Below are 14,022 nucleotides of genomic sequence, written 5' to 3' on the forward strand. Positions count from 1 at the left end.
TTATCAGAGAGAGATGATACCGCTATGAAAAAGAAAATAATGATGGTCGATGACGACTATGATTTGCTGCAAATCTATGTGCCGGTGCTTGAGAAAGCGGGTTTTGAGGTTGCAACGGCCAATTCGGCAGCCGAGGGGCTTGAGCTATTCCGGACCTTTCTTCCCGATCTGGTGATGGTCGATCTGGCGATGGAACATTTCGATTCAGGCTTTGTCCTCTGCCACCGCATCAAGAGTACGCCTGAGGGCGCCCATACCCCGGTCGTCATCATGACCGCCGCCAGCCATGAAACCGGCATCCGCTTCTCAACCCAGACTGCTGAGGAACGCAAATGGATTCAAGCGGACGAATACCTCGATAAGCCGATTCCGGCGCGGGAGTTGCTGGCTTTCATCAAGGAACGCTTTTTCGCTACCCCGGCGGAACCACACCCCTAGATGCAAATCAAGGGTTCAGAATAGCGTCCCTGACCTGAGGTGGCAATGCCAGCAAGACCGGTCCCCAGACGATCTCAAAGGCGATCATGAAAATTGAGCAGGCACATATTCTCGTCGTAGACGATGAATTCGGCATGCGGGAGGGCATCCGCCGTCTCTTCGAGGCACAGGGCCATCGCGTCGAAACCGCCGAAACCGGACGATCGGGCATCGAAAAGGGAACGGCGGAGGAATTCGACATTTATTTCATCGACCTGCGGATCGGCGATCTTGACGGCGTCGAGGTCTTGGGCGCCATCAAGGAAAAATATCCTGAGGCGATCTGCGTTATCTGCACAGCCTATGCCTCTATCGAGACCGCCGTCGAGACCACCCGGCTCGGGGCCTATCATTACATCGCTAAACCCTTCGCGCCCGAGGAAATCCAGCTGGTCTTCGACCGGGCGCTTGAGCGGCGCTGGTATATCCTGGAAGCGCGCCAACTGCGGCGGGAACAGGAGCGGCGTCTTCTCGAGATCGCTCAGGAAAAATCGCGCATTCGTACGATCATCAACTCGATCGCAGATGGTATCGTCGTGCTCAATCAGGATGCCGAGGTGGTCCTCTTCAATCCGCAATTTCCCCGTCTGCTGGATCTCAAGCAGGAACTGGTACTCGGCCGCTCCATCCGCGAGGTCCTGCCCGATAACCTCCAGGAGATAATCACCGACATCTTTAACCGGAAAGACCGTCTTCAAGGTCTGCAGCAGGAGTTTGTCATCCATCCCCCCGCCAAGCTGGTGGTCATGGCCAACACCACGCCCATTCGCGATGATCAGAACCATGTTCTCGGCTATGTCTCGGTATTACGCGATATCTCCGAGCTGAAACAGCTGGAGCTGCTCAAGTCCCAGTTCGTCAACATGGCCGCTCATGAGCTCAAGGCTCCGATCACAGCGATCCAGGGCTACCTGGAAATGGTGGTGGAAAAATCGTTGGGCGAGGAGCCCGAGGTCTACGATGGCTATCTGCGACGCTCCCTGGAACGCAGTAAAAGCTTGATCAGCCTGATCAACGACCTCCTCAATATATCCCGCATCCAGGCCGGCAAGGTCCGGCGCGAAATAGAGCGTCTTGATCTTTCCGCCCAGGTCCAGTCGGCCAGCGACTTTTTTGCCAACGAAATCGAGAAAAATGGGCTCAGCCTCAAACTGCACCTGGCTCAGGGTCTGATGATCGATGCCGACCGGGAGGAAATCCAGCGGGTTCTAACCAATTTGATCTCCAATGCGATCAAATACAACCGTCCTCAGGGGTCGATCCTGCTGCAAACTAGTCGTGAGAAGGGCTATGCCCAGCTAACAGTCCAGGACACCGGTATCGGCATGAAGCCGGAGGAGAAGGAGAGACTCTTTGAAGAATTTTTCCGGGCCAAGAATCCGCATACCCGCAGCATAACCGGAACGGGATTGGGGCTTACTCTAGTGAAAAAGATCATAGACAGCTACGCCGGACGCATTCAAGCCGAATCCGTCTATGAACATGGAACGACTTTCACGGTCTCTTTTCCCCTGGCCGATAGAAAAGAGAGCCCGGAAAATTAAATTGCTTTATTATTATGCAAATATTCTGTAACTTCTTTATTGATTCAGATGATCGTAGGATGAGCCTTCAATAACATCACGTTGACTTCACGGGTGATATGCAAATCATGCCCGCTATGTCTGATCTCCTGGTCCAGGCCGCCGAACACCGCCGGCAGCTCGGTTTTCCGTTCATCGCGATTACCGGCAGCAATGGCAAGACAACGACCCGTTCCATGCTCAGCAAGATCCTGCAGCGGGTCGGACGAGTTTATGAATTCCAGCACGAGCACCTGAGAGCCGAGGAGATCGCCAGCGAATTGCTCACCCTGCGGGGTGATTTTGACTGGGCGGTCATCAAACTCGGCGCGGCCATTCCGGGTGAGATCCTGCGGGCCGCACATTTGATCCAGCCTCTCATGGCCATCATCACCAATATAGGACAAGCCCACCTGGCTCAATACGGCTCCAGCGAAAAAATTGCCGCCGCCAAAGCCGACCTCCTCACTATCCTCCCCTGCGGCGGAACCGCCTTGCTCAACCGCGATAACGAATTTACCCGGCTCATGGGAGAGAACCTAACCTGCCGTGTGGTCTATTTCGGCCTCAGCCCGGTCTCCGACTATTATGCCGACGAGATCCGCCATCTTGGCCCCGAAGGCACCTCATTCACGATTTTCAAGCAAGGCCGGAGGGAGGCATCAGTCACCATGGCCATCTATTCCCTCGGCGATGTCTATAATGCACTTGCCGCCTGGGCGGCTGCTGCGGAATTCGGTGTGGAGGGAAGACTCATCAAATCGGCCCTCGAGGGCCATTTCGTTCTGCCGAATGGCCGGGGGCGCCTGCACCGCTTCGCGGGCATCCATATCCTCGATGACTCTTATGACGCTACGCCCCAATCATTCTACAAATCGACCAAAGCGCTCCTCAGTTTCCGGGAGCATTCCCGCCGGCTCATCTTTGTCATGGGGGATCTGACCGATCCCCGAGAGCAAGGGCTGGACGCGCACATTATGATGGGGCATTATCTAGCCGGAATGCCGATCGATGTGGTAGTGGTCGTCGGACCGCAGGCCGCTACTACCGCCACTGCCATCGACACGGCGGCGATGGCCCAAAAACAGGTCATTACCTGCCCCGATGTGGCCGCGGCCTTTTCCTGGCTCGCCGGTAACATTTGCACCGGTGATGCGATTTTGGTGGAGGGCGGTGAAAGTGTTGATATGTCGGTTCTGGTGCGCGACCTGGTGCGGTTTGGTACTGAAACATGGAATTCTTACCGATCTGAAAATGAAAAAACAACAACCGTTATCAATTGAAACAGGCCTATGATACTTAAGAATGTGCTTGAAGTATTGCCCCTAAATCTCCTGACTAAGAGCAATCCCGTCGAACAGCCCGTAGTCTCCGCATGCATCTCCGATATGCTCAGCGATGTCATGGCCAAGGCACCCAAAGACTCCCTTTGGATCACCAACCAGACCCACGAGAATGTCATCGCCATCGCTTTTTTCAAGGAATTGACCGCCGTCATCTTTGCCAACGGCGTGGTGCCCAGTGTCGAAACCATCGATAAAGCCAACAAAAAACAGATCGCCCTTTACAGCTGCGAGGCCAATGCCTTCGATATTGCCGGACGTCTCTATACTCTGGGTTTGCGCGGGAGCCATTGAATGCTGCGCTGGTTCTGCGGTGATCTCCACTTGCACACGGTTCTCTCTCCCTGCTCGGAGTTAAGTATGGGGCCAAAGGACCTGGTCGCCACGGCCATAGCGCAGGGACTAGATTTTATCGCGATCACCGACCATAATTCCACAGAAAATGTGGCGGCCTATCAGCGCGCGGCAGCCGCGACGCCACTGCAGGTTTTCGCCGGGATTGAGGTCTCCACCCGGGAGGAGATCCACATGATTGCACTTTTCCCCGGCCTGGCAAGCGCAGTCGATTTTCAGGGATTTGTCTACGACCATCTGCAGGAGGGGACGAACGACCCGACCCTGTGGGGCCCGCAGCTGTTGGTGGATGAAGAGGAAACCATTCTCGGAGAAAGCTCCCGGTTGCTCAGCTTGCCCATCCGTGCTGCCTATGAACGTGTTGTGCAGGAGGCTGTCGAACGGGGCGGAATCATCTATCCAGCCCACATCGACCGCCGCGCCAACAGTATGGTGCGGATCCTTGGCTTTTTGCCAGCCGATCTTCCTTTCAAGGTGATTGAGCTCTCACGACGGGCCAACCCAGACGAATCGGTTGAGCGCTACAGCAGCAGCGGCCTTCAGCTGATCACCGCGTCCGATGCTCATGATCTTCCGCAAATCGGCTGCGTGCGCAGTTGGTTTCGTCTCGAAGCGCCTACCTTCGGTGAACTCTTGCTCGCCTGTACACAGGCGGAGGGCCGCAGGATCTCCATCCTGGAGCCGGAACGGACCGGCCTGCAGAGTCCGGTCACGGCCACCGCCGCCGCTGATGGGAAGGGCGCCTGAGTTCATGCGCGAGCTTTCATTGCATATTCTCGATGTCGTCACCAATTCGATCGAAGCCGGAGCGAGCCGGGTGATCCTCTGGATAGATGAATCGGTCGCCAGCAACCTTCTCAGCATCCGCGTCCGTGATAACGGCCGCGGCATGACCCGGGAGATGATCGAACGCGTCATGGATCCCTTCGTCACCACCCGCACCACGCGTCCCGTGGGCATGGGGCTGCCGCTGCTGCAGCAGGCGGCGCGAAGCTGCGGGGGCGATCTGGAGATCACGTCTGCGCCGGGCGAAGGCACGACGTTACGAGCCACCTTCGCCCTTAACAGTCTAAACCGTGCGCCCCTGGGTGATATCGCCGCGACCGTGGTCAACCTGATCATCGGCGCGCCCGATGTTCATTTTGTCTATGTTCATCAAACCGATTCGGGCCATTTTTCCTTCGACTCGTACTGGATCTATGCCAGAATGGCGGAACGCGACTGTTCCCAATATGAGCTCGTCACCTCCGCACAGATCCGGATCCAGCAGGGCCTGCAACAAATCGGGGCGATCGGCTGAACAAAGTGTGCCAGACCTAATCAACCATTGCCACGGCGGCGAAGACCCAGTGCCGCCGATTCAATCATCTTCAGGAGGAATCTGTCGTGAAAAGTCTGTCAGATCTTCGTGCCATTAAAGACAAGGCTAAAAAAGAGATGGCGGCCCGTGAACAGTCGGCCAAGTATCGCATCGTCATTGCGATGGGCACCTGTGGTATCGCCGCCGGCGCCCGCTCCGTGATGTCGGCCATCCTTGATGAAATGAACAAGCGTAATGTCACCCAGGCGGTGGTCACCCAGACCGGCTGCCTCGGCTTTTGCGACCAGGAACCCCTGGTTCAGGTGGTACAGAGCGACAAGGGCATCACAACCACGTATGGCAAAATTACCCCTGAAATTGCGCGCAAGATCGTCACCGATCATATTCTAAGCGGACAGGTGGTCTCAAGCCACGTTTTCACCCAGGAATAAGCGCGGCAGAGCGTGCCCGTTTCCGGCCGCAGCCCTAATCAACCGCTTTTAATGGAGGAACCCATGACGGATTTATCGCAAGTTGATCACATTGTTAAATCCTATGAATCGACCAAAACGCCCCTGATCTATATCCTGAAGGATGTGCAAAAGGCGTATGGCTTCCTGTCTGAGGATATACTCACTCATGTGGCTAAAAGGATCGATATCCCTCTTAGTGAGATCTATGGCGTCGCCACTTTTTATTCGCTCTTCACAACCCGTCCCAAAGGTAAGCACATTGTGCGCTGCTGCAACAATGCGCCGTGCTATGTCAAGGATTCCACTGAAGTGCTCCAGCAGATCAAGAGCTATCTCGGGATCGAGACCGGGGGCACCACGCCCGACGGACTCTTCACCCTGGAATTCACCAGCTGTCTCGGGCTCTGCGCGGTCGCTCCAGTGATGATGGTCGATAACGAGGTGTATGGCAATCTGACACCCGAGAAGGCGGTTGCGATATTGAAGGATTATAAAGTGAAAGGATCATCCAATGCATAGAATCCATATTCTGGTGGCCATGGATGCCCATACCATTTCACAGGGTGCGCGTTCGGTTAAGGATGCCTTGATCAAGGAGTTGGCGCTGGCCGGTCTTGGCGATGAAGTGCGCGTCGTCGAAACGGGAAGCCTCGGTATCTACGACAAGGGGGTCGTCCTGGTTATTTTCCCCGACGGGATCTACTATGTCGGGGTCCGCATGGAAGATGTCTCCGAAATCATCTCAGAGCATCTCATCAAGGGGCGCGTGGTTGAACGCCTGCAGTATCTCGATATCCCGGCTGCAGAAGGGCAGATGGGCGACAAGCCGGCCCGGGTGGGCAAGCAGCTGCGCGTCGTTCTCAAGAATGCCGGCGTCATCGATCCGGAGAGCATCGAAGAATATATCGCCCATGACGGCTATGAGGCTTTGGGCAAAGCCCTCACCGGCATGAAGCCCGAAGAGGTCATGGAGGAGGTGAAAAAGTCGGGTTTACAGGGCCGCGGCGGCGCCTTTTTCCCGACCGGCCTCAAGTGGAGTTTCGCGGCGAAGGAAAAATCAGATATCAAATACATCATCTGCAACGCCGATGAAGGCGAACCGGGTACCTTCAAGGATCGGTTGATTCTCGAGGGCGATCCACATGCTGTGATCGAGGGCATGGCCCTGGCCGGATATGCCGTTGGCGCCTGCCAAGGCTATATCTATATCCGCGGCGAATACCATATGTCGATTGCGCGCATGCAGCGAGCCATCGATCAGGCCCGCAGCCAGGGTTTGCTCGGTGAGAACATCTTTGGTAGTGGTTTTTCTTTCGATCTAGAGATCCGTGAAGGCGCCGGCGCTTATATTTGTGGCGAAGAGACGGCGCTGATCGAATCCATCGAGGGGAAACGCGGCGAACCGCGTAACAAACCGCCCTTCCCGCCCTCGGTCGGGCTCTGGGGCAAACCGACGATCGTCAACAATGTCGAAACCCTCGCCAATATCCCCCAGATTCTCTTCAAGGGCGCAGAATGGTACAAGGGTATCGGTACCGCCAAAAGCCCGGGCACCAAGGTCTTCACCATGGTTGGCAACATCAATAATCCCGGCCTCATCGAGGTTCCGATGGGCATCACCCTGCGTGAAATTATCTATGATATCGGTCACGGGATCCCCGGGGGCAAGGGCTTCAAGATGGCCCAACTCGGTGGCACGACCGGCGGAATCCTGACCAGCGAACATCTGGACCTTCCGCTCAGCACCGAATCGCTGCGCGAGATCGGCGCGGGCATGGGCTCGGGCGCTCTGCTGGTAGTCGATGATTCTCAGTGCACGGTGGGATTGGTGAAGAATTTTGTCGAGTTCTTTGTCCATGAATCCTGCGGCATTTGCACCCTCTGCCGTGAAGGCAATGGCCGCCTGCTGGAGATTCTCGAGCGCCTGACCTCCGGCCATGGCGCCGCTCGGGATCTTGACCTGATGGAGGAACTCGCCCGCACCATGACCAAAGGCGCCTTCTGCGGCCTTGGCCAGGCGGCACCCATCCCCATCCTCGGCTGCATGCGCTATTTCCGCGGCGAGTTCGAGCAGCACCTCGCCGGCACCTGCAAGGCTGGCCGATGCAACCTGCAAAAATCGGATCAGGCCGCCGCATGATCTGCAGCATCTGTACGCTGAACCACCATTCTATCAACTAGGAGGATGTCACCTTGGATACTGTCAATTTGACCATAGATGGACGCCCGGTAACTGTACCAGCGAATGCGACCGTGCTCGACGCCGCCGAAAAAGCCCTGACCTATATTCCCCGTCTTTGCTATCATCCAGACCTGCCGCCCGTCTCCGCCTGCCGGCTCTGCGTGGTGGAGATCAAAGGCGACCGTCTGCTCCGCACCGCCTGCAGCTGGCGGGTGGCTGAGGGCATGGAAGTGATCACCAATTCGAAAACCGTGCGCGAATCGCGCCGGATTGCCATGGAACTGCTGCTCTCGCGACACCCCATGCGCTGCACTGAATGCGTCCGCAACGGTTCCTGCGAATTGCGCGCTGTAGCCGACCAGCTCGGCATCCGTGAAATCAGCTTTGACTATCGCGAGCGCAAGGGAAACCTGGATACCTCCAGCCCCTCAGTGGTTCGCGATCCCTCGAAGTGCATTCTTTGCCGCCGCTGCGTCCAGACTTGCACGATGGTCCAGAGCGTTAGCGCACTCGGCATGGAGAGCCGCGGCTATGATGTCTGGGTGGATACGCCGTTCAGCAAAGGGCTCAGCGAGGTCGCCTGTGTCGCCTGCGGCCAGTGCATCGACCGCTGCCCAGTTGGAGCCCTTTACGAGAACAGCCATATCCAGCGGGTCTGGGATGCGCTCGATAATCCCGATCTCCACGTCATCGTCCAGACCGCCCCCGCGGTTCGCGTCGCTATCGGAGAAGAATTCGGCATGCCCGCCGGCTCGCTGGTCACCGACAAACTGGTGGCCGGACTGCGCCGCCTCGGCTTCGACAAGGTATTTGATACCGATTTCACCGCGGATCTGACCATTATGGAGGAGGGCTATGAGCTGCTGCACCGGATTAAGACCGGCGGCACCCTGCCCCTGCTGACCTCGTGCAGCCCAGGATGGATCAATTTCATCGAGCATTTCTATCCCGAACTCCTGCCGCATGTCTCATCCTGCAAATCCCCGCAGCAGATGTTCGGCGCTCTCGCGAAAACCTACTATGCCGAAAAGATCGGCGCCGATCCTAAAAACATCTATGTCGTTTCAGTGATGCCGTGCACGGCCAAAAAATACGAAAGCGACCGTGCGGAAATGAACAGCAGCGGCTTCCGCGATGTCGACGCCGTGCTCACCACCCGTGAAGCGGCCACGATGATGAAACAGATCGGCATTAATCTTCAGGATCTGCCGGAGGAGGAGTATGACGCCCCACTGGGGATCTCCACCGGCGCAGCGGTGATCTTCGGCGCCACCGGTGGTGTCATGGAAGCTGCCTTGCGCACGGTCTATGAAGTTCTGACCGGCAAAACCCTTGAAGATATCGAGATCAAGGCGGTACGCGGCCTCGATGGCGTCAAGGAGGCCGAGATCGAGATCGCTGGACTCAACGTGCGGGCAGCGGTGGCCAACGGTCTGGCCAATGCCCGTGAACTCATGAAAAAGATCGTCGCCGGCGAGGCCCATTACCACTTTATCGAAATCATGGCCTGCCCCGGCGGCTGCATCGGCGGCGGCGGACAACCGGTCCCCACTTCCGCGGAAATCCGGAAGAAACGCGCCGCAGCAATCTACCGCGCCGATCAGGCCAAGACCATCCGCAAATCCCACGAAAACCCGGCTGTTCAACAGCTCTACAAGGAATTCCTGGGCGAACCCAACAGCCACAAAGCCCATGAGCTGCTGCACACCCATTATACAGCAAAAACGGTCTATCAGGATTAACTCTGTAGGCTCTGCCCGGGGGGATTCCCCCGGGCAGAACGAAGAGGAGGGAGGCAGCATGACCGACAGCCCGTCGCCCCTGATACTGGTGATCAATCCCGGCTCCACTTCGACCAAAGTGGCGCTCTTTGCAGGCCGTAAAAAGGTCTCGGAGGAGAACCTCACGCATAGCAAGGAGGATCTCTTGCGCATGAAGGGCCTGTGGGAGCAGTTTGATTACCGGACCGATCTGGTGATCGAATTCCTCAACCGTCAAAACCTCAAGGCCTTTTCTCTGGCCGCGGTGGTTGGCCGGGGCGGTCTACTCAAGCCGCTGAGCCGCGGCACTTACCTGGTGGATGACGCCATGATCGCGGACGCGCGGCGCGGCATCCAGGGTGAGCATGTCTCCAATCTCGGCTGTGCCATCGCCAGCAAAATCGCCCAACTCTACGGCAGTGTCGCCTACATCGTCGATCCCGTTTCTGTGGACGAATTCGAGCCTCTGGCCCGCTATTCCGGTCATCCCCGGATCACCCGCAGAGCCCTGTCGCATGCCCTCAGCCTCCGCGCCGCGGCTTTTTGGGCAGCGGAAGCCCTCAAAATCGACGCCAACCACAATAATTTCCTCGTCGCTCACCTCGGCGGCGGCATCTCAATTGCGCCGGTCAAGGGGGGCCGGATCATCGACGTCAATGATGCCTCGAGCGATGGCCCTTTTTCTCCAGACCGCACCGGCAGCCTGCCACTGCAACCCTTCATCGACCTCTGCTTCTCGGGCGAATTCACCCAGGCGGAAATGCGCCAGTTCGTCATGGGCAAGGGCGGTCTGCTGGCCTATCTGGGAACCAACGATGCCCGGGAGGTCGAGAAACGGATCGAGGCCGGCGATGACCAAGCCGAGATGGTCTTCTCGGCGATGGGGTACCAGATCGCCAAGGAGATCGGCGCCATGGCCTGCGTCGTGCATGGCCAGGTGGCTGCTGTGGTGCTCACCGGCGGCCTCGCGTTTTCACAACGGCTGGTCGCCGATATCACCGCAAGGGTAGGTTTTATTGCGCCCGTCAAGGTTTTTCCCGGAGAGCTGGAATTGGAGGCGATGGCCTCCGGTGCTTTGCGCGTTCTCTTGCACCAAGAGAAGGCCAAACACTACCCCAAAGGATGACACAAGGAGCTGCAATGATCAAATCGTTCGCTGAACTGATCGACAGCGCCCGGAAGGGCAGCAAGGTCACCGTAGCGATCGCCGCAGCCGCCGATGAGGCTGCTCTCGGCGGCATGGCAGAAGCCCACGCCCTCGGGATAGCAGATGGCGTGCTTTTTGGAGATGCCAGGAAAATCCGCAGCATTTACCAGGAGATGACGGGGACCGGGGAAGTTCCCTTTCCCATCCAGGACCTGCCCGATGAGGGGGAGGCGCTGCGGGCTGCGGTCGGGGCGGTCCGCAGCGGTGCGGCCCAAATCCTGCTCAAGGGGAGCGTCAAGACCGCGGTCCTGCTCAAGGCGGTTCTCGACAATGACTCCGGTTTGCGCTCCAGCCACCTTCTCAGCGATCTTTTCATCTTCGAGGATCCGACGCTGTCGGATAACCAACTGATGATGATCACCGACGGCGGTGTCACCCTCAAACCCGATCTGAAGCAAAAAATCGAGATCATCGAAAATGCGGTAGCGGTTGCGCACGCCCTGGGCAATGAAAATCCGCGCATTGCGGTGCTTTCGGCCGTGGAGACGGTGAATCCGGCCCTTCCAGCAACAGTGGATGCAGCCGTCCTGAGTAAAATGAACCAGCGCGGACAGATCAAGGGGTGCCTCATTGACGGGCCTTTGGCCCTGGACAATGCGATCTCGCCGGAGGCGGCCCGTATCAAGGGAATTATGTCGCCGGTAGCCGGGCGGGCGGATATCCTCCTTTGCCCCGATATTGAATCGGCCAACATGCTCGCCAAATCGACCACCTATTTCGCACGTCTCCGCCTGGGCCATGTCATCATGGGCTCGACGGCGCCCGTCCTGATTCCTTCGCGGGCGGACAGCGCCGACAGCAAAGCGCTCTCCATCGCGATCGGCAAACTGGTTTGCACAAAATAGCGTGTTACAGTACTTTTAAAGGAGTTATTAATGCTCTTCCCCAACCAGGATGAAAACAAATCGCCCAACCGGCGAAAGCCGAAGATGGAAAAAAAGATCCATTTTTCGATCTGGTATATTCTTTTTGCCCTGATGACCCTTTTCCTCTTCAATGATCTATTTTTCGCGTCGCACGTCCGGGAACTGCCCTACAGTACCTTTAAAACCCTGTTGCGGCAAAATCGCATCTTCGAGGCCGGGGTCGCCAGTGACAAAATCGAGGGACTCTACTTTGGCGGCGATTCCACTGCCATCGGCGCGCAGAAAGCACTTTATGATTCACTTAAAGCAAAAGTCGAAAAGCGCAGTGAATTCAACTTTAAGGAGCTGTTTACTACGGCCAAAAACCAGGAGCTGTTCGTCCAGAAAAACCTGCAATCCTTCACCACCGTACGCATCGAGGATGCGGATCTGGTGAAGGAACTCGAAGCCCACCAGGTGGCCTACGCTGGCAAAGCCGGAGAGGGCTGGCTACGCAGCCTGATCCTGGGCTGGGTTCTGCCCTTTGCCGTGCTCTTTGCCATCTGGGGTTTCGTTTTCAAACGGATGAATCCAAGCGGCGGCATGATGTCCATCGGCAAGAGCAAGGCGAAAATCTATGTCGAGGGACAGACCAAAGTCACCTTCAAGGATGTCGCCGGGATCGATGAAGCCCTGGGTGAAGTGACGGAGATCGTCGATTTTCTCAAAGCTCCGGAAAAATTTCAGCGTCTGGGCGGCCGGATTCCCAAGGGCGTTCTGCTGGTCGGCCCGCCGGGAACCGGCAAGACCCTGCTGGCCAAGGCTGTGGCGGGCGAAGCCAGGGTGCCCTTTTTCAGTATTTCCGGTTCGGATTTTGTCGAGATGTTCGTCGGGGTAGGCGCGGCGCGCGTTCGGGATCTTTTCCAGCAGGCGTCACAAAAGGCGCCGTGCATCATCTTCATCGACGAACTCGATGCCCTGGGCAAAGCGCGCGGGGTCAATATTTACGGCGGACACGATGAACGGGAGCAGACGCTCAACCAGCTCCTTTCGGAGATGGATGGCTTCGAATCCAACGCCGGCGTCATCATCATGGCAGCCACGAACCGTCCGGAAATTCTCGATATCGCTCTCCTGCGGCCGGGCCGCTTCGACCGCCAGATCGTCGTCGACCGCCCCGATATCAACGGCCGCGAAGCAATTCTCAAGGTTCATGCCCGTCAGGTCAAGCTCGAGAAGGAGGTCGACCTCAAGGTGATCGCCGCGCGAACCCCGGGATTCGTCGGTGCCGATCTTGCCAACCTCCTCAACGAAGCGGCTCTGATCGCCGCCCGCCACAATAAAAAGACGGTGGATATGAGCGACCTCGAGGAGGCCATCGACCGCGTCATCGCCGGGCTTGAAAAGAAAAGCCGGGTTATGAACAAACGGGAGAAGGAGACGGTCGCTTATCACGAGGCCGGTCATGCGATCACCGCTTCGACGATTCCAGGCTGTGATCCTGTTCACCGGGTATCGATCATCCCCCGCGGTGTGGCGGCGCTCGGCTATACCCTGCAGCTGCCTACCGAAGACCGCTATCTCATGACCCGCAGCGAGCTGGTGGCCAAGATCACCGTCCTTCTGGGCGGACGGGTGGCTGAACAGATAAAATATGGACAGGTCTCCACCGGGGGACAGAACGATCTTGAGCGTGCCACCGACATCGCACGGAGCATGGTCGTTGAATATGGCATGAGCGACAAGATCGGTCCGATCTCCTATGGCCGCGGCAACCGGGGCATGTTCCTCGGTGCGGAGATGCCGGAGAGCAAGGTCTACAGCGAAAGCCTGGCTGCAAAGATCGATGCCGAGATCAAGGTACTGATCGAAGAGGCCGAAAAGAGTGTTCAGGCCATTCTCAGCGAAAAACGCGACAAACTGGAGATTCTGGCCCAGCGCCTCCTCGAGAAGGAACTCGTCGAGAAGGAAGAGCTGCTAGAAATCCTAAACGGACCGGATCATGGACAAGCCTGACGCCGGCGGTTCGACGCAGCCCTCGCAGCGGCTGGATAAATGGCTCAAAATCGCCCGGCTTTTCAAGACCCGATCACTGGCGACGGCGGCCTGTGAGGAGCGCCGGGTCAAGGTCAACGGTGCGGTGGCCAAGCCCGCTAAGGAGATACGCCCAGGCGATACCTTGACCATCCGCACCCACGGCGGCACCTATATCGAGCTCGAGGTCTTGCAGTTGTGCAACAAAAGCATCGCCGCAGCCCAGGCGCGTCAGCTGTATGAACTGCATGTGCAGGAGCGCACGCCTGAGGAAGTGGAATTAATGCGGCTCTTCTCGACGGCCGTACAGCATGTCAAGCCGGCTTATAAAGGTAGGCCGACCAAAAAAGAACGGCGCCGCCTGGAGCAGCACCGGCGCGATACCAATCCCTGGCGTTAGGGGAGTCTGTTTTTATCGCTTGACTATCATCGTTTAATTAGCTACATTAGCACCTCATCTGAGCAGATGATGGCCTTATATTTCA

14 protein-coding genes are annotated in these 14,022 nt (G+C 57.3%); all 14 read left to right on the top strand.

Features of this window, described 5'->3' with window-relative positions; all coding sequences use genetic code 11:
* Positions 1-24 precede the first annotated feature (24 nt).
* Positions 25-438, top strand: a complete 414-nt coding sequence (locus tag PLH32_08785; protein ID HQJ64695.1) for a response regulator — start codon at positions 25-27, stop codon at positions 436-438.
* 86 nt (positions 439-524) lie between these two features.
* Complete coding sequence (locus PLH32_08790; GenBank protein ID HQJ64696.1) at positions 525-2,021, top strand: ATP-binding protein; 1,497 nt, start codon at positions 525-527, stop codon at positions 2,019-2,021.
* A 107-nt stretch (positions 2,022-2,128) separates the two neighbouring features.
* Complete coding sequence (locus tag PLH32_08795; GenBank protein HQJ64697.1) at positions 2,129-3,322, top strand: Mur ligase family protein; 1,194 nt, start codon at positions 2,129-2,131, stop codon at positions 3,320-3,322.
* 9 nt (positions 3,323-3,331) lie between these two features.
* A complete protein-coding gene (locus PLH32_08800) occupies positions 3,332-3,676 on the top strand; it encodes a serine kinase (GenBank protein ID HQJ64698.1) in 345 nt (114 codons plus the stop codon).
* Complete coding sequence (locus PLH32_08805) at positions 3,677-4,483, top strand: PHP domain-containing protein (protein HQJ64699.1); 807 nt, start codon at positions 3,677-3,679, stop codon at positions 4,481-4,483.
* Positions 4,484-4,487: 4 nt separating this feature from the next.
* Positions 4,488-5,036 (top strand): ATP-binding protein, encoded by a 549-nt coding sequence (locus PLH32_08810; protein HQJ64700.1) that lies wholly within the window; start codon positions 4,488-4,490, stop codon positions 5,034-5,036.
* Positions 5,037-5,122: 86 nt separating this feature from the next.
* The gene (locus tag PLH32_08815; GenBank protein ID HQJ64701.1) at positions 5,123-5,488 is read left to right on the top strand and encodes a (2Fe-2S) ferredoxin domain-containing protein; all 366 of its coding nucleotides are present in this window, start codon (positions 5,123-5,125) and stop codon (positions 5,486-5,488) included.
* A 63-nt stretch (positions 5,489-5,551) separates the two neighbouring features.
* Positions 5,552-6,028: an NADH-quinone oxidoreductase subunit NuoE gene (nuoE, locus tag PLH32_08820; GenBank protein ID HQJ64702.1), complete on the top strand. Its 477-nt coding sequence runs from the start codon at positions 5,552-5,554 to the stop codon at positions 6,026-6,028.
* Positions 6,021-7,649, top strand: coding sequence for an NADH-quinone oxidoreductase subunit NuoF (gene nuoF, locus PLH32_08825; protein HQJ64703.1), 1,629 nt, complete (start codon positions 6,021-6,023; stop codon positions 7,647-7,649). The genes nuoE and nuoF overlap by 8 nt, the downstream gene beginning before the upstream one ends.
* Before the next feature lie 53 nt (positions 7,650-7,702).
* Positions 7,703-9,433 (top strand): NADH-dependent [FeFe] hydrogenase, group A6, encoded by a 1,731-nt coding sequence (locus PLH32_08830; GenBank protein ID HQJ64704.1) that lies wholly within the window; start codon positions 7,703-7,705, stop codon positions 9,431-9,433.
* Positions 9,434-9,491: 58 nt separating this feature from the next.
* Positions 9,492-10,577, top strand: coding sequence for a butyrate kinase (gene buk / locus PLH32_08835; GenBank protein ID HQJ64705.1), 1,086 nt, complete (start codon positions 9,492-9,494; stop codon positions 10,575-10,577).
* A 14-nt stretch (positions 10,578-10,591) separates the two neighbouring features.
* A complete protein-coding gene (locus PLH32_08840) occupies positions 10,592-11,503 on the top strand; it encodes a bifunctional enoyl-CoA hydratase/phosphate acetyltransferase (GenBank protein HQJ64706.1) in 912 nt (303 codons plus the stop codon).
* Between the two features lie 30 nt (positions 11,504-11,533).
* Positions 11,534-13,519, top strand: a complete 1,986-nt coding sequence (gene ftsH, locus PLH32_08845) for an ATP-dependent zinc metalloprotease FtsH (protein ID HQJ64707.1) — start codon at positions 11,534-11,536, stop codon at positions 13,517-13,519.
* Positions 13,506-13,937 (top strand): RNA-binding S4 domain-containing protein, encoded by a 432-nt coding sequence (locus PLH32_08850; GenBank protein ID HQJ64708.1) that lies wholly within the window; start codon positions 13,506-13,508, stop codon positions 13,935-13,937. The genes ftsH and PLH32_08850 overlap by 14 nt, the downstream gene beginning before the upstream one ends.
* Positions 13,938-14,022 lie beyond the last annotated feature (85 nt).

This window comes from bacterium, from assembly GCA_035419245.1.
GTDB lineage: Bacteria > Zhuqueibacterota > Zhuqueibacteria > Residuimicrobiales > Residuimicrobiaceae > JAKPUX01.